Raw genomic sequence first — 25,202 nt, forward strand, 5'->3', positions numbered from 1 at the left:
TCTATCTCTTTGAATCAGCTTGTAAGACGCCATTCTCCGCTGTCGCGAGGGGCATCCTGGATGACATCCGGCTTCAGCCCTTGAGCGTCTGCTCGAGCACGTGGAGCTGCTGGTTGAGTTCGGTGAGCTGCTGGCGCTCGCCCGAAATCTTGCGCACCGCGTGCAGCACCGTCGTGTGATCGCGCCCGCCGAACAGCTCGCCGATTTCCGGCAGGCTCTTCTGCGTGAGCTCCTTGGCCAGGTACATCGCGATCTGCCGTGGCCGTGCAATGCTGGCCGGGCGTTTCTTGCTGTACATGTCGGCGACCTTGATCTTGTAGTAGTCGGCCACCGTTTTCTGGATATTCTCGACGGAGATCTGCCGATTCTGGATCGACAGCAAGTCACGCAGCGCCTCGCGCGCCAGGGCGATCGAGATCTCCTTCTGGTTGAAGCGCGAATAAGCCAGGATCTTGCGCAGCGCGCCTTCAAGCTCGCGCACGTTGGAGCGCACGTTCTTGGCGACGAAGAAGGCCACTTCTTCGGGCATTTCAGCCGATTCGGCGCGCGCCTTGTTGATCAGGATGGCCACGCGCATTTCGAGCTCGGGCGGCTCGATGGCGACCGTGAGGCCTGAATCGAAGCGCGAAACCAGGCGCTCGTGGATGTCGGCCAGCCCCTTCGGATAGGTGTCGCTGGTCATCACGATGTGCGACTTCTTGGCGAGCAGGGCCTCGAACGCGTTGAAGAATTCTTCCTGCGTCCGGTCCTTGTTGGCGAAGAACTGCACATCGTCGATCAGCAACAGGTCGAGCGAGTGGTAGCGCTCCTTGAACTCATCGAAAGTCTTGCGCTGATAGGCTTTGACCACATCCGACACGAATTGCTCGGCGTGGATGTAGAGAACTTTGGAATCCGGCCGGTCGGCCAGCAGCCGGTTACCCACGGCGTGCATCAGGTGGGTCTTGCCCAGGCCGACGCCGCCGTAGATGAAAAGCGGGTTGTAGAGATGGCCTGGCATGCCCGCCACGTGCATGGCCGCGGCGCGCGCCATGCGGTTGGCCGTGCCTTCGACGAGGGTGTCGAAAGTGAGGCCGGAATTGAGGCGGTTCTTGAAGCCGGCGGCGGCGGGTTCCTCGCCCGGGCCGGCCACGTCGCGCGGCACGTCGGTTTCGGTCATGACCGCTACGGGTGCAGAACGCACGGGCGTTTCACGAGGAGCAAGCGCTAACTCGATGGCAACAGGCTGGCCGTACATCTTCTCGGCCATGGCCGCGATCTTGCCGGCGTACTGGGCCCGGATCCAGTCGAGCTTGAACCGGTTGGCGACGAACACGGTCATGCGGGACAGGTCGTCGGCAACCTGTGCCGTCAGGGGTTTGATCCAGGTGTTGAACTGCTGCTCGGACAGTTCCTGCGCGAGCTGGTCGACGCAGGCCTGCCAGAGGCTTTCGCCGATGCCGTCAGTCGACATGGGCGGGGGAAAAAGTGATGGAACCCTCGGGCATTTCTTGGTATAGGTATTGTGGATATTCTCTGCTGGAAGGCGCTTGGCATTCTAACTTGTCAAAACCTTATCCACACGCTGTCCCGGATGCCGAAAGGCCCGCAAATCCAGTCGAAGATTGTTCGGGCGGCCAATGTTTGCGATAATTGCGGGTTTCCCTGAAAACCTCTTTGCGTTCTTCACCGGCGCCAGGAGTAGGAGTTCAGGGGTATCCCTGGGTCATCCCAATACGCTCCCCCGGCGCCCCGCTGGCTTTTCATGCTTTTTCAGGCAGAGAGCCCGCGCGAACAGGGAATTAGGAAATCATCATGAAACGCACTTATCAAGCTTCCAAAGTCCGCCGCGCCCGTACCCACGGCTTCCTGGTCCGCATGAAGACCCGCGGCGGCCGTGCCGTCATCAACGCACGCCGCGCCAAGGGCCGCAAGCGCCTGGCCGTCTGACGGCAGCACACCTGCCGTTGCCAGCAGCCGACACGTCAGCGCCAGCTCCCGCGGCCGGTGCGTCCGGCCAGACCGGTAACGACGTGCGCGGCCAGGCTTCCATGCAGCGGCTCAAGACCCGCGCGCAGTTCCAGGCCGTCCTCGCAGGTGCCACCGTGGCGCGCACTGCTCATTTCGCATTGCATCGCTGTGCGCTCGATTCCGCATCGGGCGCACCGCCGTTGTTCGCGTCCGACGACGTCTGGCTGGGTGCCATGGTGCCCAAGCGCTGGGCGCGCCGCGCGGTCACGCGCAACGCCATCAAGCGCCAGATCTACGCCGTGAGCGCCGCTCAGGGTGTCGCCTTGCCACGTGCCGCGCACGTGGTGCGGCTGCGCGCGGGCTTCGACCGCAAGGAATTCGTGAGCGCCACCTCGGACAAGCTCAAGAGCGCCGTCCGCGCCGAGCTCCAGCAGCTGCTGGAGCGCGCCGCGCGTGCGCCTTCGCCTTCTTCGCCTGCCCCATCCTCATCATGAAACGCCTGCTGATCGGCTTCGTGAAGGCCTACCGACTGCTGCTGAGCCCCTGGCTCGGCCAGTCGTGCCGCTTCACGCCGACCTGCTCGGTGTATTCGATCGAGGCGCTCGAGGTGCACGGCGCGCTCAAGGGCAGCTACCTGACTCTGCACCGCATCGCGCGCTGCCAGCCCTGGTGCCAGGGCGGGCACGATCCGGTTCCACCGAAATCACAGCGTCGCACTGACAAGTCAGGATCGCTGTTTTCGTCTCTTCTCTCCTCCGACAAGAAGTCTTCGTCATGAACGATATCCGCCGCACGATACTGTGGGTGATTTTTGGGTTCTCGCTGGTGCTGCTGTGGGACCAATGGCAGGTCTTCAACGGCAACAAGCCGACCTTCCTGCCGTCCAGCAAGCCGGCCGTCACGGCCCCGGCCGCCGGCACGCCTGTCACCACCAACGGCGTGCCCTCCGCGTCCGCCGCCCCTGGTAGCGCGGGCGCCGTGCCGACGTCGGCCACGCCGGCGGCGCCGCGCGAGAAGGTCAACGTCACCACCGACCTGTTCAAGGCCACGATCGACAGCGAAGGCGCCACGGTCAACTACCTCGAGCTGCTGAAGTACGACGAGGCCGACCGCACCAAGCACGTCGTGCTGTTCGAAGACGGCTCGCCCGCCACGCGCTACGTCGCGCAGACCGGCCTGGTGAACCCGGTGGCCGGCGACGCCTTCCCCAACCACCTGACGCAGATGACGCCGAAGGCCGGCCCGCGCGAGATGGCCGACGGCCAGAACACGCTCGAGGTGAGCTTCGAAAGCGCCCCCGTCGGCGGCCTGAAGTACGTCAAGACCTACGTGTTCCACCGCGGCGACTACGCCATCGGCGTGCGCCACGAAGTCGTCAACGTGAGCGACCAGCCGCGCGACGCCCTGCTCTACATGCAACTGCTGCGTCACGGCACCGTGGCCGCCGGCACCATGTTCGGCACCAACACCTTCACCGGTCCGGCCGCGTACACCAACGAGAAGAAGTTCCACAAGCTCGACTTCAAGGACATCGCCAAGGGCAAGATCGAACCGCCGCCGCCGGCCAACGACGGCTGGATCGCGATGGTGCAGCACTACTTCGCCTCGGCCTGGCTGCTCAAGGGCGACCCGGCCAGCGAGCAACTGCGCCGCGAATTCCGCGTGAGGGACCTGGGCGACAACCTGTTCACCGTGTCGATGGTGGCCACGCTGCCGAAGATCGCCCCGGGCGCCACGCAGGTCGTGAACAGCGTGTTGTTCGCCGGTCCCGAAGAAGAAAAGAAGCTCGAAAGCATCGCCCCCGGCCTGGACCTGGTGAAGGACTACGGCATCTTCGCGATCATCTCGAAGCCGTTGTACTGGCTGCTCACCCAGCTGCACGGCATCCTGGGCAACTGGGGCTGGTCGATCGTGGCGCTGGTGGTGCTGCTGAAGGCGGCCTTCTACTGGCTCAACGCCAAGGCCTACGCCAGCATGGCCAAGATGAAGGCCATCAACCCGAAGATCATGGAAATGCGCGAGCGGCTGAAGGACAAGCCGCAAGAGATGCAGCAAGAGATGATGCGGATCTACAAGACCGAAAAGGTCAATCCGATGGGCGGCTGCTTCCCCATCGTGATCCAGATCCCGGTGTTCATCGCGCTGTACTGGGTGCTGCTGTCGTCGGTTGAAATGCGCCATGCACCGTGGATCGGCTGGATCACCGACCTGTCGGCACCCGACCCCTGGTACATCCTGCCGGTCGTCATGACGGCCACCTCGCTGTTCCAGACCTGGCTCAACCCGACGCCGCCCGATCCGATGCAGGCCAAGCTGATGTGGATCATGCCGCTCGCGTTCAGCGTGATGTTCATCTTCTTCCCGGCCGGCCTGGTGCTGTACTGGATCACGAACAACGTGCTGTCGATCGCGCAGCAGTGGTTCATCAACAAGCGCCTGGGCGTGCTCGGCGCCAAGTAACGACAGCCGCACGGCAACCAAGCCATCCCACGAAGGGCCGCGTAAGCGGCCCTTTTTGCTGAAAGAATCCGCACCATGCTCGCCCGTACCACCGATCCCATCGTCGCCATCGCCACCGCCTCGGGGCGCGGGGCGGTCGGCATCGTGCGGGTGTCGGGCGCCAGGCTGGCGCCGCTGATCGACGCCATCTGCGCTCGCGCGCTCAAGCCGCGCGAGGCCACCTACCTGCCGTTTCGCGACGCGGGCGGCGAGCCGGTCGACCACGGCCTGGCCATTCACTTTCCTTCGCCGAATTCCTTCACCGGCGAAGACGTGCTCGAACTGCAGGCGCACGGCGGCGCGGTCGTGCTGCAACTGCTGCTGGCGCGCTGCCTGGAGGCGGCGGCCGAGCCCGACCCTGTCACCGGCCGCCCGCGCCTGCCCGGCCTGCGCGTGGCCGAACCCGGCGAGTTCAGCCAGCGGGCGTTCCTCAACGGCAAGATCGACCTGGCACAGGCCGAGGCCATTGCCGACCTGATCGACGCCAGCACCGAAGCGGCCGCGCGCAGTGCGGGGCGTTCGCTGTCTGGGGAGTTCTCGCGCGAGATACACACGCTGCGCGATGCGCTGATCCACCTGCGCATGCTGGTCGAAGCCACGCTCGACTTTCCGGAAGAAGAGATCGACTTCCTGCAGAAGGCCGACGCGGCCGGGCAGCTGGCGAAGCTGCAGTCGCAGCTGGCCGCCGTGCAGCAGCGTGCGCGCCAAGGCGCCTTGCTGCGCGAAGGCATCAAGGTGGTGATCGCGGGGCAGCCCAACGCGGGCAAGAGTTCGCTGCTCAATGCACTGGCCGGCGCCGAGCTGGCCATCGTGAGCGCGGTGGCGGGCACCACGCGCGACGTGGTCTCGCAGACCATCCAGATCCACGGCGTGCCGCTGCACGTGGCAGACACCGCCGGCCTGCGCGAGAGCAGCGACGAGGTCGAGCAGATCGGCGTCGCGCGCGCCTGGGGCCAGATCGAAAGCGCGGACGCCGTGCTGTTCCTGCACGACCTGACCCGGGTCGCGTTGCCTGACTACGCGGCCGCCGACGCGGAAATCCTCGCGGGCCTGAGGCTCAAGCTGCCTGCGAGCGTGCCGGTGCTGGACGTCTGGAACAAGCAGGACGCGGCGCCGTCGGCACAGCCCGCCGAAGGCATCGCGCTGTCCGCCAAGACCGGCCTGGGCATCGAGGCCCTGCGCGAGCAACTGCTGGCCATGGCCGGCTGGCAGGCCGTGCCCGAAGGCGTGTACCTGGCGCGCGCGCGCCACGTGCAGGCGCTGGCCCAGGTCGAGGCGCATCTGGCGCTGGCGGCCAGCCACCTCGCGGCGCAGGCCCAACTGCTCGATCTGCTGGCCGAGGAACTGCGGCTGGCGCAGAACGCGCTGAACGAGATCACGGGGGAGTTCGGCGCCGATGACCTGCTGGGGGTCATCTTTTCGCGCTTTTGCATTGGGAAATAGCGACAGGCGCTGCAAAAACGTAAACACCTGTAGCCCAATCTCGCGGCCATCGCGGATACTTCGGAACCGATGCGGGGGTTGAGAAAAACATGTCTATCCAGAACCTGAGCCGCGCCATCGCGGAGAACATGAGCACCGACGCTTTTGCGTTGACGTTCAGCGTCCAGCAATGGGAAACGCTGGCCGGCTACCTGCAGCCCATCGAGACCGCCGTCGGCGACGTGCTGATCGAACAGGGCACGCCGGACCGTTCGGTGTTCTTCATCGAGAGCGGCGCCATCAGCGTGCACCGCGTCAGCAGCAAGGAGCAGATGCGGCTTGCCGTGCTCACGCCGGGGTCCGTGGTGGGCGAAGGCTCCTTCTTCTCGCGCCTGCCGCACTCCGCCAACGTGGTGGTCACCGGCGCGGGCCGCGTATGGCGGCTCAACGCGATCCGCTTTGCGGAGATGTCGAACCGCCAGCCCAACCTGGCGCTGGAAATCGCGATGGCGCTGGGCGCGGTGATCGCCAAGCGCATGGCGCACCGCTCCAAGCGCGTCGCCGTGACCTGAGGCCCCGGCGGCCTCTTCGCCAGACCTCCCAGATGCGGGCATGCCCGCCAACAGCCCTTTTCGTTCCGGTTTCCGAGAGTAGTCAGTAGTAAGCCATGGCCTTGATCTGTCCGGTCTGCAGCACGGAAAACCGTGACGGCGCGAATTTCTGCCGGAGCTGCGGCGCCACGCTGTCCGGCAAGGCAACCAGGATTCCCCCGCCGCCGAGCCCCGAGCGCGAGTGGGCGACCACCGCTCCCGCCCAGCTGCGCGCACCGACCATTCCCGCGCCGCTCTTCGACCCGCGCGAGGCCGAGCCCGGGCGTTCGTTCTTCGGAAGATCGTCGGCCCCACCCCCGTCGGACGACCAGGAGACGGTGGTCATGGTCTACGACGATCCTCCACCGCCGCCGCCTGCGCCATCGTCGGGCTTCGAGACGGCGCGGCAGGATAAGGCCGAGCGCAAGCGCACCCGGGTCAAGGTCCGGCGGCCGGTCGAGCGGCCGCCCCGCAAGCGGGTGATGCTGCTGTGGTTCGGCCTGCTGGTGCTGGCGGTGCTGATGATGGTCGCGGGCTGGTACGGCTACGGAACCCGCAAGGCGCCTGCGGCGGTCACCGACACCGAACCGGCGGTATCGGCACCGGCCGCCGAGCCCGCACCGCCTCCGGCAGAGCCGGCACCGCCCCCGGCGCAGGCGGCGCCGGAGCCTCCGGCGGCCGAGGCGCCTCCCGTCGTTGAAGCCGCACCTCTTGCGGCAAGCACCAAGCCCGCCGCCCGGCCACGCAAGCAGGCTGCCGTTGCAGCCCCCGCGCCCCGCGCCCCTGAAACTCCGGCACCAGCCGTCGCGGCAGCCCCGCCGCCACCGGCAACCGCCCCTCCTCCCCCCGAACCCCTGGCCCAGTGCGGCGATCGCAACTTCATCGCAAGGGCACAGTGCATGGCCGCGCAGTGCCTCAAGGCCGAGTACAAGGCCCACGCGCAATGCGAGGCGGTGCGCCGCCAGCAGCGCATCGACGAAGAAAAACGCAACCCGACGCTGATCAATTGAGCTGAGCGGCCCCGGCCACTCAGCCCTTCTGCAGCCGCTCGATCGCCACGGCCAGCGCGGTCGGCTTGCCGGACAGCACCAGCGTGTCGCCGTCGGTCAGCACCGTGTCGCCGGCCGGCGTGCGCGGCTGGCCGTCATGGCGGCGAACGCTCGCGACGCGCACGCCCAGCGTCGGCAACGCCAGCTGCTCCAGCGTCTGGCCGACGGCGCGGGCGCCGGCGTTCAGGGTGAAGCTGTTGAGCCGTTCGTGGTCTATTTCGTCGGCCTTGTCGTCGTCGGCGCCGTGGAAGTAGCCGCGCAGCAGGTTGTAGCGCGCGTCGCGCTGGTCCTGCACCACGCGGATCACGCGCCGCATCGGCACGCCGACCAGCGCCAGCGCATGGCTCGCAAGCATCAGCGAACCCTCGATGGCTTCGGGCACCACCTCGGTGGCGCCGGCGGCCTGCAGCTTCTCGAGGTCGTGGTCGTCCTGCGTGCGCACGATCACCGGCACGTGGGCGGCGTGGGCGCGCGTGTTGGCCAGAACCTTCATGGCGCCCGGCACGTCGAGGTAGGTGACCACCACCGCGCTGGCGCGTGCCAGGCCGGCGGCCATCAGGGCCTGCAGCCGCGCCGCGTCGCCGAACACCACCGAGTCGCCGGCGGCGGCGGCCTGCCGCACGCGGTCGGGGTCGAGGTCGAGCGCCATGTACGGGATGCCTTCGCGCTCCAGGATGCGCGCCAGGTTCTGGCCGCAGCGCCCGTAGCCGCAGATGATCACGTGCTGCGCCGTGTTGATGGTCTTGCGCGCGATGCTCGTCATCTGCAGCGACTGTTGCAGCCAGTCGCTGGCCACCAGCTTTCGCACGATGGCGTTGCTGTACATGATGATGAAAGGTGTCGCCAGCATCGACAGCACCATCGACGCCAGCACCGGATTGGCCAGCCACGGCGGCAGCAGGCTGCGTTCCTGCGCCAGCGTCAGCAGCACGAAGCCGAATTCGCCTGCCTGCGCGAGGTACAGGCCGGTGCGCAGCGACACGCCCGAGGTGGCCCCGAGCACCTTTGCAAGCACCGTCACCAGCCCGAGCTTGAAGCCCAGCGGCACCAGCAGCAGCACGCCCACCAGCATCCAGCGCTCGACCACGATGTGCCAGTCGAGCGACATGCCCACGGTGATGAAGAACAGCCCCAGCAGCACGTCGTGGAAGGGACGGATGTCGGTCTCGACCTGGTGCTTGTATTCGGTCTCCGACACCAGCATGCCCGCGATGAACGCGCCCAGCGCCAGGCTCAGGCCGGCCAGCTCGGTGAGCCATGCCAGCCCCAGCGTCACCAGCAGCACGTTCAGGATGAACAGTTCCTCGCTGCGCCGCCGCGCCACCAGCGTGAGCCACCAGCGCATGACGCGCGGGCCGCCATAAAGCAACACGCCGATCAGGAAGGTGGCCTTCAGCAGCGCGAGGCCGAGCGCCTTGGCCAGCGCCTCGGGCGGCGCGCCCAGCGCGGGGATCAGCACCAGCAGCGGCACCACCGCCAGGTCCTGGAACAGCAGCACGCCCATCACCCGCTTGCCGTGCTCGCTCTCGAGCTCCAGCCGCTCGGCCATCAGCTTGACGACGATGGCGGTGCTGCTCATGGTGAGTGCGCCCGACAGCGCCAGCGCGGTCTGCCAGCCGAGCTGCCATGACGGCGGCAGCAGCCGCGCGATCAGCAGCGCGCCGACCGTGGCGATGGCCATCGTCAGCAGCACCTGCAGCAGGCCGAGCCCGAACACGTGCTTTCGCATCGCGCGCAGCTTGGGCAGGCTGAACTCCAGCCCGATCACGAACATCAGGAACACGACGCCGAATTCGCCCAGGTGCCGGATGCCCTCGGAGTTCTGCGCCAGCGCGAACGCATGCGGGCCGATCAGCACGCCGGCCGACAGGTAGCCGAGCATGGGCGGCAGCTTCAGGGAGCGGCAGGCCACCACGCCGATCACCGCGGCCAGCAAGTACAACAGCGTGAGATCGAACGAAGACATAGGCGCCGATGCTAGAGCAATGTCCGTGCCCCGGGCTTCGCCGGGTCGCGTATATCCCCGGACTGGCCGCCCCGTAAAATCGGCCGATGAGCTCCCGTCCCGCCCCGGCCCCCGTGGTCGACCCCGAAGCGATCCTCTCCCGGGCACGCATCACTTTCGACATCGAAGCCGAAGCCGTCTCCGGCCTGAAGGCCCGCGTCGGGCCGAGCTTCGTCGACGCCGTGCGCAAGATCCTCGAAGTGCGCGGCCGCGTGGTCGTCATGGGCATGGGCAAGAGCGGCCACGTCGGCCGCAAGATCGCCGCCACCCTCGCTTCCACCGGCACGCCCGCGATGTTCGTGCACCCGGCCGAGGCCAGCCACGGCGACCTCGGAATGATCAAGTCGGTCGACCTGGTGCTGGCCATCTCCAACAGCGGCGAGGTCGACGAGCTCACCGTCATCCTGCCGGTCGTCAAGCGCCAGGGCGTGCCCCTGATCGCCATGACCGGCCGTCCCGAATCCACCCTCGCGCGCCATGCCGACATCGTGATCGACGCCGGCGTGTCCAAGGAAGCCTGCCCGCTCAACCTCGCCCCCACCGCGAGCACCACCGCCCAGATGGCGATGGGCGACGCGCTGGCCGTGGCGCTGCTCGACGCGCGCGGCTTCGGCTCGGAAGACTTCGCGCGCTCGCATCCGGGCGGCGCGCTCGGGCGCAAGCTGCTCACCCACGTGAGCGACGTCATGCGCTCCGGCGACGAGGTGCCGCGCGTGCCGCCGTCGGCCACCATCAGCGAGCTGATGCGCGCGATGAGCATCAAGGGCTTCGGTGCCGCCGCAGTGGTCGAGCCCGACGGCCGCGCCTCGGGCATATTCACCGACGGCGACCTGCGCCGCCTGATCGAAGCCGGCGCCGACCTGCGCAGCCCCAAGGCGGCCGACGTGATGCATCACAACCCCCGCACCATCCGCGTCGACGCGCTGGCCGTGGAAGCCGCCGAGCTGATGGAGCAGTGCGGCATCACCCGGCTGTTCGTGATCGACGGCGCGAGCGTGGTCGTGGGTGCGATCAACACCAACGACCTCATGCGCGCGAAGGTCATCTGATGGCGCTCGAGTTCCAGGCCGAGACCTTGCTCGCCGCGCAGGACGTGCGCATCGTTTTCTTCGACATCGACGGCGTGCTGACCGATGGCGGCGTGTACTTCACCGAACACGGCGAAACGCTCAAGCGCTTCAGCATCCTCGACGGCTACGGCCTCAAGCTGCTGCGCAAGGCGGGCATCGTGCCGGCAGTGATCACCGGGCGCGACTCCAAGCCGCTGCGCGTGCGGCTGGAGGCGCTGGGTATCGAGCATGTGCGCTACGGCACCGAAGACAAGCTGCCCGCCGCGCAGGCCATGCTCGACCAGCTGGGCTTCACATGGGCGCAGGCTGCGGCCATCGGCGACGACTGGCCCGACCTGCCGGTGCTCACGCGCGTCGGCTTCGCGGCGGCGCCGGCCAACGCGCATGCCGAGGTGCGCGGCATTGCCCGCTACGTCACACAGGCGCGCGGCGGCGAAGGCGCGGCGCGCGAATTCTGCGACCTGCTTCTCACGGCCTGCGGCCAGTACCGCGCCATGCTCGACGCTGCCCGGGGCCCGAACACATGAACAACGTGAAACGCGCATGGGGCATGGTGCGCGACGTCCTCGACCGCGCCACGATCTACCTGCCGATCATCCTGACGGCGGCTCTCGCGCTCGGCACCTACTGGCTGGTGCGCAATGCGCCCAAGCTGCTGGAACCCACCGCCAAGGCCGCGCCCACGCATGAGCCCGACTACTTCATGCGCGACTTCGTCATCAAGAACTTCCTGCCGAACGGCGACCTGCGCAGCGAACTGTATGGCGTCGAAGGCCGGCACTACCCCGACACCGACACCATCGAGGTCGACAAGGTGCGCATGCGCTCCGTCTCGCCCGAGGGGTTGGTGACGCGCTCCACCGCCAACCGCGGGCTGTCGAATTCGGACGGCAGCGAGCTGCAGCTGTTCGGCAACGCGATCGTCATCCGCGATCCGTCGGTGGGTCCCGACGGCAAGCCCACGCCGCGCCTGGAGTTCCGCGGCGAGTTCCTGCACGCCTTCGTCGACACCGAGCGCGTCACGTCGAACCAGCCGGTCACGCTGATCCGCGACAAGGACCAGTTCACCGGTGACACGCTCGACTACGACAACCTGAGCGGCGTCGCCAACCTCAAGGGACGGGTGCGCGGCGTGCTGATTCCGTCGGCAGCCGCCGCCGCTCCCGCGCCTGCCAAGAAGCGCTGACAACAAGAAGACCCCGAAAGATCACGCATGACCACCTCGGCCCCGCTCGTCTTCATTACCGGCGCGTCGAGCGGTATCGGCCAGGCCCTGGCCGCGAGCTTCTACGAAGCGGGGTATCGGCTGGCGCTGGTGGCCCGGCGCACGGCGGAGATCGAAGCCTGGGCGAAGTCGCGCGGGCTGAGCGCGGACCGCTACCGCGTCTACAACGCCGACGTGGCGCAGACCGACAGCATCGTGGCCGCCGGCAATGACTGCATCGCGCAGCAGGGGCTGCCCGACGTGGTGATCGCCAATGCGGGCATCAGCATCGGCATCGACACGGCGGAGCGCTCCGACCTCGACGTGCTCTCGCAGACCTTCGCCACCAACAACGTCGGGCTGGCTGCAACCTTCCATCCATTCGTGCGGGCGATGGTGCAACGCGGCAGCGGGCGGCTGGTCGGCATCGGCAGCGTCGCATCCATCCGCGGCCTGCCGGGCCACGGGGCGTACTGCGCGAGCAAGGCCGGAGTGGTCGCGTACTGCGAGAGCCTGCGTGGCGAGCTGCACGACAGCGGTGTGAAGGTGGTCACGCTCTGCCCCGGCTACATCGACACGCCGCTGACGCAGGGCAACCGCTATGGCATGCCCTTCCTCATGAAGGCCGAGGACTTTGCCGCCCAGGCGCTGCGTGCCATCGAGTCCGGCACGAGCTACCGCGTGATTCCGTGGCAGATGGGCGTGGTCGCCAAGATCATGCGCATGCTGCCGAATGCCGTACTCGACCGCGCGGTGCAGGGGCGCGGGCGCAAGAAGCGAAGCGGCGAGGCCTGAGCGGGCGCGAAGAAAAGCGAGCGGCCAAAGAAAAAGGCTCCGGAAGGAGCCTTTGTCTTTTCTGTGCGTCGAGGTGCAGGGCTCAGTAGCCGCTGTTGCCGCCGCCACCGTAGCCACCGCCACCACCGCCGCTGCGACCACCGCCGCCACCGCCACGGGGACCGGCGCCGTAGGGGCTGCGGAAACCGCCGTCGCCACCACCGCCGCCGCCGCCACTGCGGCCACCGCCGCCGTAGCCGCCGCCACCGCCGGAGCGGCCACCGCCGCCGCCGCCACCGCCACCGTAGCCGCCACCACCGCCGCCGCCGTAGCCACCGCCACCACCGCCGCCATAACCACCGCCGCCGCCGCCGTAGCCGCCGCCACCGCTACGCGGGGGACGAGCTTCCATGGGGCGTGCTTCGTTGACGACGACGCTGCGGCCGCCCAGGGGCTGGCCGTTCATGCCGTTGATGGCGGCCTGTGCTTCCGCGTCACTGCCCATCTCGACGAAGCCGAAGCCCTTCGAGCGGCCGGTGTCGCGCTCCATCATGACCTTGGCGCTGGTCACTGCGCCGAACTGGCCGAAGGCCTGTTCGAGATCACCGTCGCGCACCGAGTAAGGCAGGTTGCCGACGTACAGTTTGTTGCCCATCAAGGGACTCCTATAAACACATCAAGAAAAGCGATGGAGTCCCGAAAGCATCACTCAAACGAGAGCGTCGAGTCGCGCGAAACTGACCGATCACCGAACTGCCTCCCCACCAAAATGAAGTGGGAGGCTCGTGCATTATGGGTGAAATATTTGAAAAGCAAGCAGGAATTTGCTTCTTGAGGTAGCGCCTGTGAAAACAATCAAAAGCTAGCGCCCGCTTACAAGATCAGGTGAGGCCGTTGGCGCTACAGGTAGAATCTCGCCCGTCATTGGGGAGTAGCCGCCTTCCGATTTGCGAGAGGGGCCCGCGTCAACAGACTTGTCCTGCCCCACAGGACATGGCGCGTGCAGTGAGAAAACACCTGGCGAGACCTTTGACCGTGCAACTTCGGGAATATGGCCGAAGGTGTTGCACGGTCAATTGCGTCCTTCGGCCAAGAAACCCCACGTTCAAAAAATGGAAGCTTTTCTCGTTGCAACCGGCGTAGTTGCGCTCGCCGAAATGGGCGACAAGACCCAACTCCTGGCCCTCCTGCTCGCAGCCCGCTTCAGGAAACCCTGGCCCATCGTCCTCGGCATCTTCGCCGCCACCATCATCAACCACGCCCTGGCGGGTGCCGTGGGCAACTACATCACGCGCTGGCTCGGGCCCGAGGTGCTGCGCTGGATTCTTGGCGGCTCGTTCATCGCGATGGCCGTCTGGATGCTGATTCCAGACAAGCTCGACGACGACGATGCCCCGGGCGTGTCGAAGTTCGGCGTCTTCGGCACTACCGTGATCGCGTTCTTCCTCGCCGAGATGGGCGACAAGACCCAGATCGCCACCGTCATGCTGGCCGCCCGCTTCACGCACGACTATTTCTGGGTGGTCGCGGGCACCACGCTGGGCATGATGCTGGCCAACGCGCCGGTGGTGTGGCTCGGCGAGAAGATCGTGCGCCGCGTGCCGATCAAGCTCGTGCACGGCATCTCCGCCGCGATCTTCCTGGTGCTGGGCGTGATCATGATCATCGGCTGGTAAAAAAGCAGAGCCCCTTCCAGAAACACCGCGGAACCGGCTTCGCCGGGCCGCAGGTGTTGCCCCCGAAGGGGGTTGGCGAAGCGTCACGCAGTGCGCGCAGCCTGGGGGATATACTCGTGTTGCGCCGATTTGCTTCAGCTTGCGGGCGCTTTATAAATCCAGCTAAAGACAGGCGCGGCAGACCCGGCTCGTTTTTGGCGAGGCCGGGTTTTTCATTCATGTCGTCGTCACCTCCATTGGTCGTCACTTCGCAGTCGATGCAGTTCGCGGGCCCGCTGGCCCTGCGCAGCGGCGCATCGATCAGCGACTACACGCTCGCCTACGAAACCTACGGCACCCTGAACGCCGATCGCAGCAATGCGGTGCTGGTGTGCCATGCGCTCAACGCCTCGCACCACGTGGCGGGCGTCTACCAGGGCCAGGCCCGCTCCGAGGGCTGGTGGGACAACATGGTGGGCCCGGGCAAGCCGGTGGACACCGACCGCTTCTTCGTGATCGGCGTCAACAACCTCGGCTCCTGCTTCGGCTCGACCGGCCCGATGCACGTCAACCCCGCCACGGGCCGCGTCTACGGCGCCGACTTCCCGGTGGTCACGGTGGAAGACTGGGTCGACGCCCAGGCCGCCCTGCTCGACGCGCTCGGCATCGAGACACTCGCCGCCGTCATGGGCGGCAGCCTCGGCGGAATGCAAGCGCTGTCGTGGACCTTGCAGTACCCCGATCGCGTGCGCCACGCCGTGGTGGTGGCCAGCGCGCCCAACCTCACGGCCGAGAACATCGCCTTCAACGAGGTTGCGCGCCGCGCCATCGTCACCGACCCCGACTTCCACGGCGGCCACTTCTACGAGCACGGCGTGGTGCCCAAGCGCGGCCTGCGCATCGCGCGGATGATCGGCCACATCACCTACCTCAGCGACGACGTGATGAACGCGAAGTTCGGCCGCATCCTGCGCAGCGCCGTCGAAGGCGAGGCCGCGGGGCTCGACTACCGCTACTCCACGCAAGACGTCGAGTTCCAGATCGAAAGCTACCTGCGCTACCAGGGCGACAAGTTCAGCGAGTACTTCGACGCCAACACTTACTTGCTCATCACTCGCGCGCTCGACTACTTCGACCCCGCGCGCAGCCACGGCGGCAAGCTCAGCACCGCGTTCGCGAATGCCAAGGCCAAGTTCCTGCTCGTGAGCTTCAAGACCGACTGGCGCTTCTCGCCCGCGCGCAGCCGCGAACTCGTGAAGGCGCTGCTCGACAACCGCCGCAACGTGAGCTACGCCGAAATCGACGCGCCGCACGGCCACGACGCCTTCCTGCTCGACGACGTGCGCTACATGGGCGTGGTGCGCTCTTACTTCGAGCGCGTCGCCAAGGAGACGAGCGCCGCCGGGCCGCCCCAAGGCGCGGGCCCCCTGAAGGGGGTTGGCGCAGCACGCGAAGCGGCAAGCCTGGGGGGGAGTACTACTGCATGAGCGACCTCGAACACCAAAGATTGATCGCCGAACTCGTGCCGCAAGGCTCGCGCGTGCTCGACCTCGGCTGCGGCGACGGCGCCCTGCTCGACCTGCTGCAGCGCGAGCGCGGTTGCACTGGCTACGGCGTGGAAATTGCCGACGGCAACGTGCTGCAGTGCGTGCGCCGCGGCGTCGACGTGATCCAGCTCAACCTCGACGAAGGCCTGTCGATGTTCGACGACGCCTCGTTCGACGTGGTGCTGCAGATCGACACGCTGCAGCACCTGCGCAATGCCGAGGTGATGCTGCGCGAGACTGCGCGCGTGGGGCGCATCGGCATCGTCGCCTTTCCCAACTTCGCGCACTGGCCCAACCGCCTGAGCGTGGCGCGCGGCCGCATGCCGGTGACGCGCCGCCTGCCCTACCAGTGGTACGACACGCCCAACATCCGCGTCGGCACCTTCAAGGACTTCGAAGTGCTGGCCGGCAAGAACAATCTGCGCGTGCTCGACGCCTTCGGCCTGCAGGACGGCCGCGACGTGCGCTGGCTGCCCAATGCGCGCGCCGGCACCGCGGTCTTCAAGTTCGAGCGCGGCGGCGGCTGAGCCCTGATGCACGTGATGGACGTGGACCGCAACGCATGAGCTTCACGCTGGCGCAGCCGGTTCACAGCGAACTGCTCATCAAGAAAAGCCGCTTCATCGGCTGCGTGCAGCCGGTGGCCGACCGCGCGGCCGCACTGGCCGTGGTCGCCTCGTTGCGCGCAGAACATCCCGCCGCCGCGCACGTGTGCTGGGCCTTGATGGCCGGTGGCCAGTCGGCCGCGAACGACGACGGCGAGCCCGGTGGCACCGCGGGACGGCCGATGCTGGAGGTGCTGCGCCACCAGCAGGTCGAGGGCGCGCTCGCGACCGTGGTGCGCTACTTCGGGGGCGTGAAGCTCGGTGCCGGCGGCCTCGTGCGGGCCTACACCGACGCGGTGGCGCAGGCCCTGCTCGGCGCCACGCTCGTGCCGCTGCTGCGCCAGCGCAGCCTTCGATGCATCGTGCCCTATGCGCTCGAAGGGCTGGTGCGGCGCGAACTCGCCTCGGCCGGCGCGGTGCTCGAGAGCGTGCAGCACGGCGACGACGTGCGCTTCGTCTTCACGCTCCCCGAGCCCGATGCCGATGCCTTCATCGCCCGCCTCGGCGATGCTGCGCAAGGGCGCGTCGCCTGGCCGACGGAGTAACCCGCTTCGCCGGCACCGCGGGCGCGGACGCAGGCTCGGGCGCCGTCATCGCAAGAACACCGCGTTGCGCCACAGGCACGGGCACGGCTTCGTCGTTCGGCCCGCGCCGCGCCATCTCTGCCGTCACGATGCCCGTAGGCACCGCCAGCACACCCCAGCCCAGCAGCATCATCACCGAGGCGATCGCGCGGCCCAGGTCGGTCTTGGGCACGAGGTCGCCGAAGCCCACGGTGGCCATCGTCGAGATGGCCCAGTAGATGGCCACCGGAATACTCGTGAAGCCGTGCTCGGGCCCTTCGACCACGTACATCAGCGTGCCCATCACCAGCACCACCAGCATCACGAAGCCGACGAACACGGTGATCTTGCGCCGGCTCGACGCCACGGCCATCACCAGCGCGCGGTACTCCAGCGAGTAGCGCGACAGCTTGAAGATGCGGAACACGCGCAAGAGGCGCAGGATGCGCACGTCGATCAGGTAGGCCAGCTCGGGCGCGAGGGCCACCAGGAAGGTCGGCAGCAGCGCGAGCAGGTCGATCACGCCGTAGAAGCTCAGCGCATAGCGCAGCGGCTTGTTCACGCAGCACAGCCGCGCGATGTACTCCAGCGTGAACAGGATGGTGAACACCCATTCGAGCGCGTTGAACACCGGGCGCCAGTGCTCGCGGATCGACTGCACGCTGTCCAGGATCACCACCAGCACGCTGGTGACGATGACCGCGATCAGCGCAAGGTCGAACCACAGCCCCGCGCGCGTGTCGGCCTCGAAGATCACCGTGAACAGCGTGCGCCGCCAGCCGTGCGAGGGCTTGTCGAACCGCGAGTCGGTGGCGGCGGGCGTGGAGAGGGCTTCGAGATTCGGGCGGGTCATGCGGGCCATTGTCGTGTCGGTGACGACTTATTCAGTTACGCTTCTTGCGCAATGAAGTGCCGCATGCCGTGAGTGCGTTCTTACGATAGTCCCCTTTCTTGAGGAGCTCCCCATTGGCTACACAGTCCCCCTTCTTCGGCAAGCGTGACCGAGACAACGACTCGCTGACTTCCCGCCCCGCTCCGCTCGTCGGCGCAGCCACCAACCTCTCCGGTTCCCCCGTCAATCCCTCGTCGCTGACCGCCCAGCAAGGCGGCCTCAATGCAGCGGCGGCAGCCCCCGTCGCCAAGGAAGGCGGAAGCAAGCTCACCGTCGGCCCCAACATCAAGCTCAAGGGCGTCGAGATCACCGATTGCGACACGCTCGTGGTCGAAGGCCTGGTCGAGGCCACCATGGATTCGCGCCTGATGCAGATCGCCGAACAGGGCGAGTTCAAGGGCTCGGCAGAAATAGACATCGCCGAAATCCGCGGCGTGTTCGACGGCAACCTCACCGTGCGCGAGAAGCTCGTCATCCACTCCACCGGCAAGGTCACCGGCAAGATCCGCTACGGCAAGATCGTGATCGAAGAAGGCGGCCAGCTGTCGGGCGAGATCAGCTTCGGCGCCAAGGGCTGACGCAGTCTCTGGTTCATCCCGCGCCGCCCGGCTTCATTCAGGCCGCGGGCGGCTCCCATCCCAGGCGCTCCAGCAGGGCACCGGCCGCGGCCGGTGCCCTTTCCTTCGCGCCGTTGATGAAGTAGACGAACACGTCGCGCTTCTTCGGTGATTCGGCCCAGCCCTGCGCGCGCTCGGCCCAGGTGTCCAGCGCCTTCGGCGCATAGCCGGCCTTGAGCTTGGCGTCGGCCATCATGAGCCGCGCATAGGCGAAGTCGCCCTCGGGCTCCTCGAACGACGGAAACTTCTCGGCGTCGGTGAACACCGTCGACACCTTGTGCTTCTTCGCGAGCGCCTTGTACGCGGGCACCATGAAGCTCTCGTGCCGCACGTCCATCACGTGGCGCAGCACGCGGCTGCCTTCCTTCTTCGGCAGCAATGAGAGGAAGGCCTCGAAGTCTTCCGCGTCGAACTGCTTGGTCGGCATGAACTGCCACACGATCGGGCCCAGTTTGTCGCCCAGCTCGGCCACGCCGCTGTCGATGAAGCGCTTGATCGAGTCGCCCGCGCCGGACAGCAGCTTGCGGTTGGTCGCGAAGCGCGAGGCCTTGAGCGAGAACATGAAGTCGGCCGGCGTGTCGTCGTGCCACTTCCGGAAGGTCTCGGGCTTGAAGGTGCTGTAGTAGGTGCCGTTGATCTCGATGGAGCTGACCTTGCGGCTCGCGTAGTTCAACTCTTTCGCGTGCGCGAGCCCCTTGGGGTAGAAGTTGTCGCGCCAGGGTTCGTAGGTCCAGCCGCCAATACCCACCTTGATATCTACCTTGATCCGAGTCGATGCTGACTTGCTCACATGGCCTCCGGTTTGAGATCGCCCGCACTCTACGCGCGCTCGCCTCAAGGCGCAAAATGCGTCTTTTCGTCCACCCGCGGAGAACCCACCGATGAACGCCCCCCTGCACCGCGAAATGCCCGCCGGCACGCTCGACGCCGAGCGTGCCCTGTCCGACGTCACCGCCCGATGGGACGGCGACATCGTCAAGCAACTCACCGACTACATCGCCATTCCCTCCAAGTCGCCCGGCTTCGACAAGGACTGGGCCGCCAACGGCTACCTCGAGACCGTGCTGCGCAACGCCGCCGCCTGGGTCGAGGCGCAGAAGGTCGAGGGCCTGAAGCTCGAGATCGTGCGGCTCGAGGGCCGCACCCCGGTGCTGTTCTTCGAAGTGCCGGCCACGGGCACCGACATGGACGAGACCGTGCTCATGTACGGCCACCTCGACAAGCAGCCCGAGTTCACCGGCTGGCGCAACGACCTCGGCCCCTGGACGCCCAAGTACGAGAACGGCCTGCTCTACGGCCGCGGCGGCGCCGACGACGGCTATGCGGTGTACGCCAGCGTCGCCGCGCTGCAGGCGCTCAAGGCCCAGGGCGTGGCGCATCCGCGCATCGTCGGCCTGATCGAGACCTGCGAGGAAAGCGGCTCCTACGATCTGCTGCCCTACGTCGACGCGCTGCGTCCGCGCCTGGGCAACGTCGAACTGGTGATCTGCCTGGATTCCGGCGCCGGCAACTACGACCAGCTCTGGCTCACCACCTCGCTGCGCGGCATGGCCAGCGGCACGCTCAAGGTCGAGGTGCTGACCGAAGGCATCCACTCGGGCGACGCCTCGGGCCTCGTGCCCTCGAGCTTCCGCATCATGCGGCAGGTGCTCGACCGCCTCGAGGACAGCGCCACCGGCCGCCTGCTGCCCGCGAGCTTCCATTGCGAAGTGCCGCCCGACCGGCTGGCGCAGGCCAAGGCCACCGCCGCCATCCTCGGCGACGAGGTCTACAAGCGCTTCCCGTGGGCGCACTACGACTGCGGCGGCTCGACCATGTTCGCGCTGCCCACCACCACCGACCCGGTCGAGGCCCTGCTCAACCGCACCTGGAAGCCCACGCTGTCGGTCACCGGCGCCGAAGGCTTCCCGGCGCTGAAGGACGCGGGCAACGTGCTGCGCCCCTACACCGCCTTCAAGCTCTCGCTGCGCCTGCCGCCGCTGGTGGATGCGGCCGAGACGGTGCAGACGCTCAAGGCCCTGCTCGAGGACAACGCGCCCTACCAGGCCCGCGTGACCTTCGAGAGCGGCGGCGGCGCCACCGGCTGGAACGCCCCGACCATCACGCCGTGGTTCGAGGATGCGCTCAACAAGGCCTCGCGCGCGCACTTCGGCGCATCGTGCGGCTACATCGGCCAGGGCGGCACTATTCCGCTGATGAACATGCTCAGCGCCGGCTTCCCGAAGGCGCAGATGATGGTCTGCGGCGTGCTCGGCCCCAAGAGCAACGCACACGGCCCGAACGAGTTCCTGCACGTGCCGTATGCGAAGAAGCTCACGGCCGCCGTGGCCGAAGTGATTGCGGCACTCCCGGCCGCGCACCGCGCCGCCGCATCGGAGCCGGTGGCGGCTTGAACGACCCGGCGCTGCCTCTGCCGCAGCGCGTGTCGCTGTCCACGCCGGACGGCGAGACGCTCGCTCTGCGCCGCCTGCCGGCGCCAGGGCCGGCGCGTGCCGTGATCGTCGTGGTCCACGGGCTCGGCGAGCATGCGGGCCGTTACCACGCGCTGGCGGAATGCCTGCACGAATGGGGCTTCGCGGTGTGGGCGCATGACCACCACGGGCACGGCGAGTCCACCGGTGCGCGCGGCGGCCTGCCGAGCGAACTGCGGCTGGTCGACGACCTCGCGCTGGTGATCGACGATGCGCGCCGCCTGAACCCCGGGCTGCCGCTGGTGCTGCTGGGGCACAGCCTGGGCGGGCTGGTCGCGGCGAGCCTGGTGGCGCGCGGGGTGCGGCCGGTCGACGGGCTGGTGCTGTCCTCGCCGGGGCTCGACCCCGGCCTGAGCGGCTTCCAGAAGGCGCTGCTCGCGGTGCTGCCGCGCATTGCGCCGAACCTGCGCGTGGGCAACGGCCTGGACGACAACTACCTCTCGCACGACACGGCCGTGGTGCAGGCCTACCGCGACGATCCGCTCACGCACGACCGCATCGGCGGCCGGCTCGCGCGCTTCCTGGCGTACGAGGGCGCGACGGTGCAGCAGCGCGCCGCCAACTGGCCCGTGCCGACGTTGCTGCTCTACGCGGGCGACGACCGCCTCGTGAGGCCGTCGGCCAGCCGGGCCTTCGCCGCGGCTGCGGCGGGCGGCAGGGTCGAGGCGCATTGCTTCGACACGCTGTACCACGAGATCTTCAACGAGCTCGAAGCCGAACCGGTCTTCGCGGCCCTGCAGCGCTGGCTCAACCAGCGCTTTCCGCCGCGGGCCTGACGGCACGCTGCAGGTCGCGTTCGACCTCGCTGAAATCGACCGGCGACAAGTCGCCCAGCATGCTGCCGTCGGCGCCGTCGAGCGCCACGGACTGCACGGTCTGCAGCTCGGCGCCGTCGGGGCTGTCCTGCACGAACCAGCCGACGGCCAGGCGCAGGCGGATGCGACGCCCGCCGGGCACTGGCTTGCCGAAGCTGCCGACCATGCCGCCTTCGCCCACCTCGCGCAGCCAGCCGCGCTGTTCCAGGCCCAGGAGCGCACCGTTCGACACCTGGCGGCCGGCCCAGTGCGGGATGTCGCGGCGCGCGCGCAGCGATTCGTCGCGCGCGAAGGTCTGGCGCGCCAGTTGCTCGAAGGGCTGCGCGATTCCGTGGCCGGCCAGCACGCCGGCCCAGGCGGTGGCCAGCGCCGGGTCGAGCCCTGCGATCTCCAGCGGATGCGGGATGCCGATGCGCGCGTTGACGGCCAGCACGACCGTGGCGCCGCGCAGATCCGTCAGCTCGCCCTCGGCGCCGACACGGAAGGTGCCGGCCAGCCGGTTCGACGCATCGAACAAGCCCCACACCAGCGACCGGCTGAAGACGCGCAGCACCGGATGGTTGGCGAAGAAGGGCAGGAATTCGGCGGGCGCCCAGCGGCGCCGCGCGCACATCGAGGCTTCGAGGCGGCGCACCTGCGCTGTGGCCACGGCCTTGGCGAGCTTGCGCAGGTCTTTGAGCTGATTGGCCGCAGCGGCGGCCTTGCCCGCGTCGTCGTTCGCGCCGGGCTTGGGCAGGGTCTTGAGCATCTTGCCGGTGCGGTTGTGCACCACCGGCTCGAAGTTGTGGTCCATGCGGATCTCGAAGCTGCGCGGGCCGAAGTCGAGCGTGAGCCGCGCGCGGCTGTCCAGGCCCAGGTCGGGCACGGTGCGGTCGGCCAGCTGGTCGAGGCTCAGGCCGCGCTGCTCGGCCACCTCGCCCAGCATGCGGTCGGCGCGGGTGCGCAGGTCGTCGTGGCGGGTCTGGCGCGAGAGTTCGGCCAGGTGCATGAGGGCGGCGTCGCTGCCGATCTCGCCGAGCATCGCCATCGCGTCGTAGGCGCGCACGCGGTCGAGCGCGGCGCGCCACTGGCGCAGCAGGCCGTAGAGCTGGCGCGCGGTCTCGCCGTCGCCCAGGCGGCCCTGCAGCGCGAACATCCAGCGCTCCTTGGCGGGGCGGCCATTGCCGATCCACCAGGCCAGCAACGCGCGGCCGAAACGCGCGAGCGAGTCGGGCGTGAGCGCCTCCAGCAGGCCGGCCAGCCCCGGATAGGGCATGTCGGGCTTGCCGAGCATCATCGCCATCAGCACGTCGGGCACGGCGGCCTGGGGCAATGCCTGGCCGCCCTGCCGGAGGATCAGCCGGGGCAGCGCGGCCAGCGGCAGGGTCTTCGGCAGCACGGGCAGGCTGTCGGGCAGCAGGTCTTCGGGGGCGATGGCCAGCAGCTGTGCCACGGCATCGGCGGCCTCGGGGCCGTAGGCGGCGGCCTGGTTGCGTACCGCGTCGGCATGGCCGGCGCCGTGGAGCCAGCGCAGCGCGGCCTGCGCGGCTTCATGCGCGGCGCCGGGCTCGCCCAGCGCAATGGGCACGAGGCCGCGCGCGGCCGCCTCCGGGTAGCGCGCCAGCCACTCGCTCGCCTCGTGGCGGACCCAGCGGTTGGTATGGAAACCCCTGGCGATCCAGCCCGCGAGCGGGTCCCATTCGATGACGGCGGCCAGCTCGAACATCGCGCGCGAGCCCTGCTTGAGCACGCGCTGCAGCCCCGGCAGCGCGGCGGCGCCGAACGCATGCAGGATGGGCCGCACGCGCGAGACGTCGTCCATGTAGTGGGTGGGCGCGGGTCCGTGCGTGAACACCGCGACGGCCAGCGGCTGCGGCAGCAGCCAGAGGTATTCGGCGGCGCCCCAGCGGGCGTCGGGCAGCGGGCCGAAGTCTTCCGGCGCGACCTCCCTGCCGTTCACCACGCCGTCGATCAGCTCGGGGCGCAGGCCCAGCATCCACAGGGCCTTGTGCGCGTTGCTGCCTTCGCGCACATGTGCCGGCGCGTCGGGCTGGTGGCGGGGGAACTCGCCGGCCCATTCGTCGGCGCGCTCGCGTGAGACGCGGACCTCGCGCGCCAGCCAGTCGGACACGTCGCCCGTGGCCTGCAGGTATTGCGGCGGCTGCAGGTGTTGCCAGTGCAGCGACGCGGCCGGCGGCAGGGGCTGCAGCGCCAGGGTAGGGATGACGGGCAGCGCCTGGCGGTTCTTCCAGGGCGGGCGCCTCAGCAGCGCGGGCCAGGCGGCCGGCGGCGCTTCTGCCACGCCGCCGGAGCCGTCTTCCTGCAGGCGCGCGAGTGTGTTGCGCTGGCCCTCGTCGCAGGCGGCTTCGAGCGGGGCTTGCCAGTCGGGGTTGGCGGCCAGCAGTTCCAGGATCAGCGCGGCACCGGCCTGGTGGCGCGCGGGGTTCGCCGACAGCAGCTCGCGCAGCACGAACAGCGGCCAGCGCGCCGCCTGCTTGATCAGGGCGTTCTTGCAATCGATCTGCTTGACCTGCGCCACGAAGAAGCGGACCACGGCCTCGTCCTGGATGGCCAGCAGGTCGGCCACTTCTTCCTTGTGCGGGGACGGCTCGAAGAACAGCTCGGCCGCTCCGGCGCCGTGCATCTCGAGCATGCGCAGCCGGGCCGCGCGCGGCGGGTAGAAGCTGGAACGGTGGCGGCGGAAGAAATCGAGGCTGTCGGCCAGGCTGCGCTCATCAGACAGCAGGCCGCCGCAATGGCCGCAGGGCCGGTCGTTGAACTGCGCGAGCGCCTCGCGCATGCTCTTGGACCACCGGACGGTGCCATCGGGTCGTGCCTGCGAACTCTCTACCTTCGATTTGCCACCGCCCGCCATGCCGTCTTACCTCGAATTGATGCGAGCGGCATTGTCGGCCAAGGCCGCTGGAGGCGAAAAAAGGCGAAAAAAAGCGCCCTTGCGGGCGCCGAGTCTGGAGACGGCAGTCTCTCAGGACTGCTTGCCTTGCAACAGGCCGCTGAGCGAGCCCAGCAGGTCTTCGTGGTTGCCGAGCCCCTGCTCCGGCACCTTGCCGTGCGGCGTGAGCTGGTCGATCAGGGCCGGCAGCATGGTCGCGAGCATCGGCAGCAGCGTTTGCGCGTTGACGCCCAGCTTGGAGGCGATGTTCGCGATGGTGTCGCTGCCCAGCGCGTTCTGCAGCTGGTCGCCCGTGACCGGCTGGTTCTCTCCCTTGCCGATCCATGAGCCGATGACGTTGCCGAGGCCGGCCTGCTCGAACTTAGAGACCAGCCCGCCGATGCCGCCCTGCTCTCCGTTGTTGGCGAGCAGGCCGCCCAGCGCACCGGCAAGCCCGCCGAGATCGCCCAGCCCTCCGAGGCCGCCGCCTTGTTGCGGCTGCTGCTGAGCAGCGCCCCCTAGCACCTGACCGAGTACCGAATCGAGCAATCCCATGGCCGTTTCCTTGGTGTGTGACAGAACCGTGAGCATTGTTAAATGCC

25 protein-coding genes, 1 pseudogene and 1 riboswitch are annotated in these 25,202 nt (G+C 68.1%); of the genes and pseudogenes, 19 read left to right on the forward strand and 7 right to left on the reverse strand.

The window, feature by feature from the left end; all coding sequences use genetic code 11:
• Window positions 1-73: 73 nt before the first annotated feature.
• Window positions 74-1,453, reverse strand: a complete 1,380-nt coding sequence (gene dnaA / locus ACQY8B_RS24280; RefSeq protein WP_081269782.1) for a chromosomal replication initiator protein DnaA — start codon at window positions 1,451-1,453, stop codon at window positions 74-76.
• A 341-nt stretch (window positions 1,454-1,794) separates the two neighbouring features.
• On the opposite strand from dnaA, the gene rpmH reads away from it, so the two are divergent.
• The 8 genes and pseudogenes from rpmH to ACQY8B_RS24320 all read left to right on the forward strand — a co-directional run bounded on the left by rpmH (window position 1,795) and on the right by ACQY8B_RS24320 (window position 7,471).
• Entirely contained in the window at window positions 1,795-1,929 is a 135-nt protein-coding gene (rpmH, locus tag ACQY8B_RS24285; RefSeq protein ID WP_007834827.1) for a 50S ribosomal protein L34, read from the forward strand.
• Between the two features lie 101 nt (window positions 1,930-2,030).
• Window positions 2,031-2,444 carry a ribonuclease P protein component gene (locus ACQY8B_RS24290; RefSeq protein WP_422089102.1) on the forward strand — a complete coding sequence of 138 codons (414 nt, stop codon included), beginning with the start codon at window positions 2,031-2,033 and terminating at the stop codon, window positions 2,442-2,444.
• A complete protein-coding gene (gene yidD, locus ACQY8B_RS24295; RefSeq protein WP_106936290.1) occupies window positions 2,441-2,728 on the forward strand; it encodes a membrane protein insertion efficiency factor YidD in 288 nt (95 codons plus the stop codon). The genes ACQY8B_RS24290 and yidD overlap by 4 nt, the downstream gene beginning before the upstream one ends.
• Window positions 2,725-4,410: a membrane protein insertase YidC gene (gene yidC, locus ACQY8B_RS24300; RefSeq protein WP_422084268.1), complete on the forward strand. Its 1,686-nt coding sequence runs from the start codon at window positions 2,725-2,727 to the stop codon at window positions 4,408-4,410. Before yidD ends, yidC begins: the two co-directional genes overlap by 4 nt.
• A 75-nt stretch (window positions 4,411-4,485) precedes the next feature.
• Entirely contained in the window at window positions 4,486-5,892 is a 1,407-nt protein-coding gene (gene mnmE, locus ACQY8B_RS24305; protein ID WP_422084269.1) for a tRNA uridine-5-carboxymethylaminomethyl(34) synthesis GTPase MnmE, read from the forward strand.
• A gap of 89 nt (window positions 5,893-5,981) precedes the next feature.
• The gene (locus tag ACQY8B_RS24310; protein WP_081269786.1) at window positions 5,982-6,443 is read left to right on the forward strand and encodes a Crp/Fnr family transcriptional regulator; all 462 of its coding nucleotides are present in this window, start codon (window positions 5,982-5,984) and stop codon (window positions 6,441-6,443) included.
• Window positions 6,444-6,538: 95 nt separating this feature from the next.
• A pseudogene (locus tag ACQY8B_RS24315) lies at window positions 6,539-6,586 on the forward strand (hypothetical protein); the annotation flags it as partial.
• A gap of 219 nt (window positions 6,587-6,805) precedes the next feature.
• Entirely contained in the window at window positions 6,806-7,471 is a 666-nt protein-coding gene (locus ACQY8B_RS24320; protein ID WP_422089193.1) for a hypothetical protein, read from the forward strand.
• A gap of 19 nt (window positions 7,472-7,490) precedes the next feature.
• Here ACQY8B_RS24320 and ACQY8B_RS24325 read toward each other — a convergent pair whose 3' ends face one another.
• On the reverse strand, window positions 7,491-9,476 hold the full coding sequence (locus ACQY8B_RS24325; RefSeq protein ID WP_422084270.1) for a monovalent cation:proton antiporter-2 (CPA2) family protein: 1,986 nt from the start codon (window positions 9,474-9,476) through the stop codon (window positions 7,491-7,493).
• Window positions 9,477-9,562: 86 nt separating this feature from the next.
• Between ACQY8B_RS24325 and ACQY8B_RS24330 the strand changes: the two genes are divergently transcribed.
• Genes ACQY8B_RS24330 through ACQY8B_RS24345 form a run of 4 tightly spaced genes read left to right on the forward strand, consistent with a single transcriptional unit; the run spans window position 9,563 to window position 12,584 of the window.
• Window positions 9,563-10,564: a KpsF/GutQ family sugar-phosphate isomerase gene (locus ACQY8B_RS24330; RefSeq protein WP_422084271.1), complete on the forward strand. Its 1,002-nt coding sequence runs from the start codon at window positions 9,563-9,565 to the stop codon at window positions 10,562-10,564.
• A complete protein-coding gene (locus tag ACQY8B_RS24335; protein ID WP_422084272.1) occupies window positions 10,564-11,112 on the forward strand; it encodes a KdsC family phosphatase in 549 nt (182 codons plus the stop codon). The genes ACQY8B_RS24330 and ACQY8B_RS24335 overlap by 1 nt, the downstream gene beginning before the upstream one ends.
• Complete coding sequence (lptC, locus tag ACQY8B_RS24340) at window positions 11,109-11,771, forward strand: LPS export ABC transporter periplasmic protein LptC (RefSeq protein ID WP_422084273.1); 663 nt, start codon at window positions 11,109-11,111, stop codon at window positions 11,769-11,771. The genes ACQY8B_RS24335 and lptC overlap by 4 nt, the downstream gene beginning before the upstream one ends.
• 27 nt (window positions 11,772-11,798) lie before the next feature.
• A complete protein-coding gene (locus ACQY8B_RS24345) occupies window positions 11,799-12,584 on the forward strand; it encodes an SDR family oxidoreductase (protein WP_422084274.1) in 786 nt (261 codons plus the stop codon).
• Window positions 12,585-12,666: 82 nt separating this feature from the next.
• Here the strand turns inward: ACQY8B_RS24345 and ACQY8B_RS24350 are convergent, their stop codons facing one another.
• Complete coding sequence (locus tag ACQY8B_RS24350; RefSeq protein WP_422084275.1) at window positions 12,667-13,218, reverse strand: RNA recognition motif domain-containing protein; 552 nt, start codon at window positions 13,216-13,218, stop codon at window positions 12,667-12,669.
• 259 nt (window positions 13,219-13,477) lie between these two features.
• Window positions 13,478-13,656: riboswitch (yybP-ykoY riboswitch) on the forward strand.
• Between the two features lie 19 nt (window positions 13,657-13,675).
• Here ACQY8B_RS24350 and ACQY8B_RS24355 point away from each other — a divergent pair.
• The 4 genes from ACQY8B_RS24355 (at window position 13,676) to ACQY8B_RS24370 (ending at window position 16,915) form a co-directional block, all read left to right on the forward strand.
• Window positions 13,676-14,239, forward strand: coding sequence for a TMEM165/GDT1 family protein (locus ACQY8B_RS24355; protein ID WP_422084276.1), 564 nt, complete (start codon window positions 13,676-13,678; stop codon window positions 14,237-14,239).
• Between the two features lie 218 nt (window positions 14,240-14,457).
• Window positions 14,458-15,705 (forward strand): homoserine O-succinyltransferase MetX, encoded by a 1,248-nt coding sequence (gene metX / locus ACQY8B_RS24360; RefSeq protein ID WP_422084277.1) that lies wholly within the window; start codon window positions 14,458-14,460, stop codon window positions 15,703-15,705.
• Window positions 15,702-16,292, forward strand: a complete 591-nt coding sequence (gene metW, locus ACQY8B_RS24365; RefSeq protein WP_422084278.1) for a methionine biosynthesis protein MetW — start codon at window positions 15,702-15,704, stop codon at window positions 16,290-16,292. Before metX ends, metW begins: the two co-directional genes overlap by 4 nt.
• A gap of 35 nt (window positions 16,293-16,327) precedes the next feature.
• Window positions 16,328-16,915, forward strand: a complete 588-nt coding sequence (locus tag ACQY8B_RS24370; protein ID WP_422084279.1) for an IMPACT family protein — start codon at window positions 16,328-16,330, stop codon at window positions 16,913-16,915.
• On the opposite strand, the gene ACQY8B_RS24375 is transcribed toward ACQY8B_RS24370, so the two are convergent.
• Window positions 16,860-17,786 carry an ion transporter gene (locus ACQY8B_RS24375; protein ID WP_422084280.1) on the reverse strand — a complete coding sequence of 309 codons (927 nt, stop codon included), beginning with the start codon at window positions 17,784-17,786 and terminating at the stop codon, window positions 16,860-16,862. The two genes, ACQY8B_RS24370 and ACQY8B_RS24375, sit on opposite strands and share 56 nt — an antisense overlap.
• A 113-nt stretch (window positions 17,787-17,899) precedes the next feature.
• Here ACQY8B_RS24375 and ACQY8B_RS24380 point away from each other — a divergent pair, with 113 nt between their 5' ends.
• On the forward strand, window positions 17,900-18,403 hold the full coding sequence (locus ACQY8B_RS24380; protein WP_422084281.1) for a bactofilin family protein: 504 nt from the start codon (window positions 17,900-17,902) through the stop codon (window positions 18,401-18,403).
• Window positions 18,404-18,440: 37 nt separating this feature from the next.
• On the opposite strand, the gene ACQY8B_RS24385 is transcribed toward ACQY8B_RS24380, so the two are convergent.
• Entirely contained in the window at window positions 18,441-19,232 is a 792-nt protein-coding gene (locus tag ACQY8B_RS24385; protein WP_422084282.1) for a DUF72 domain-containing protein, read from the reverse strand.
• A 91-nt stretch (window positions 19,233-19,323) separates the two neighbouring features.
• Here ACQY8B_RS24385 and ACQY8B_RS24390 point away from each other — a divergent pair, with 91 nt between their 5' ends.
• The gene (locus ACQY8B_RS24390; RefSeq protein WP_422084283.1) at window positions 19,324-20,835 is read left to right on the forward strand and encodes a M20 family metallopeptidase; all 1,512 of its coding nucleotides are present in this window, start codon (window positions 19,324-19,326) and stop codon (window positions 20,833-20,835) included.
• On the forward strand, window positions 20,832-21,689 hold the full coding sequence (locus ACQY8B_RS24395) for an alpha/beta hydrolase (protein WP_422084284.1): 858 nt from the start codon (window positions 20,832-20,834) through the stop codon (window positions 21,687-21,689). The genes ACQY8B_RS24390 and ACQY8B_RS24395 overlap by 4 nt, the downstream gene beginning before the upstream one ends.
• Here the strand turns inward: ACQY8B_RS24395 and ACQY8B_RS24400 are convergent.
• Window positions 21,661-24,507, reverse strand: a complete 2,847-nt coding sequence (locus ACQY8B_RS24400) for a DUF4132 domain-containing protein (RefSeq protein WP_422084285.1) — start codon at window positions 24,505-24,507, stop codon at window positions 21,661-21,663. The genes ACQY8B_RS24395 and ACQY8B_RS24400 overlap by 29 nt on opposite strands.
• A gap of 186 nt (window positions 24,508-24,693) precedes the next feature.
• The gene (locus tag ACQY8B_RS24405) at window positions 24,694-25,155 is read right to left on the reverse strand and encodes a YidB family protein (protein ID WP_422084286.1); all 462 of its coding nucleotides are present in this window, start codon (window positions 25,153-25,155) and stop codon (window positions 24,694-24,696) included.
• Window positions 25,156-25,202 lie beyond the last annotated feature (47 nt).

The sequence above is a fragment of the Variovorax sp. genome, assembly GCF_965279555.1.
Classification (GTDB): Bacteria; Pseudomonadota; Gammaproteobacteria; order Burkholderiales; family Burkholderiaceae_C; genus Variovorax.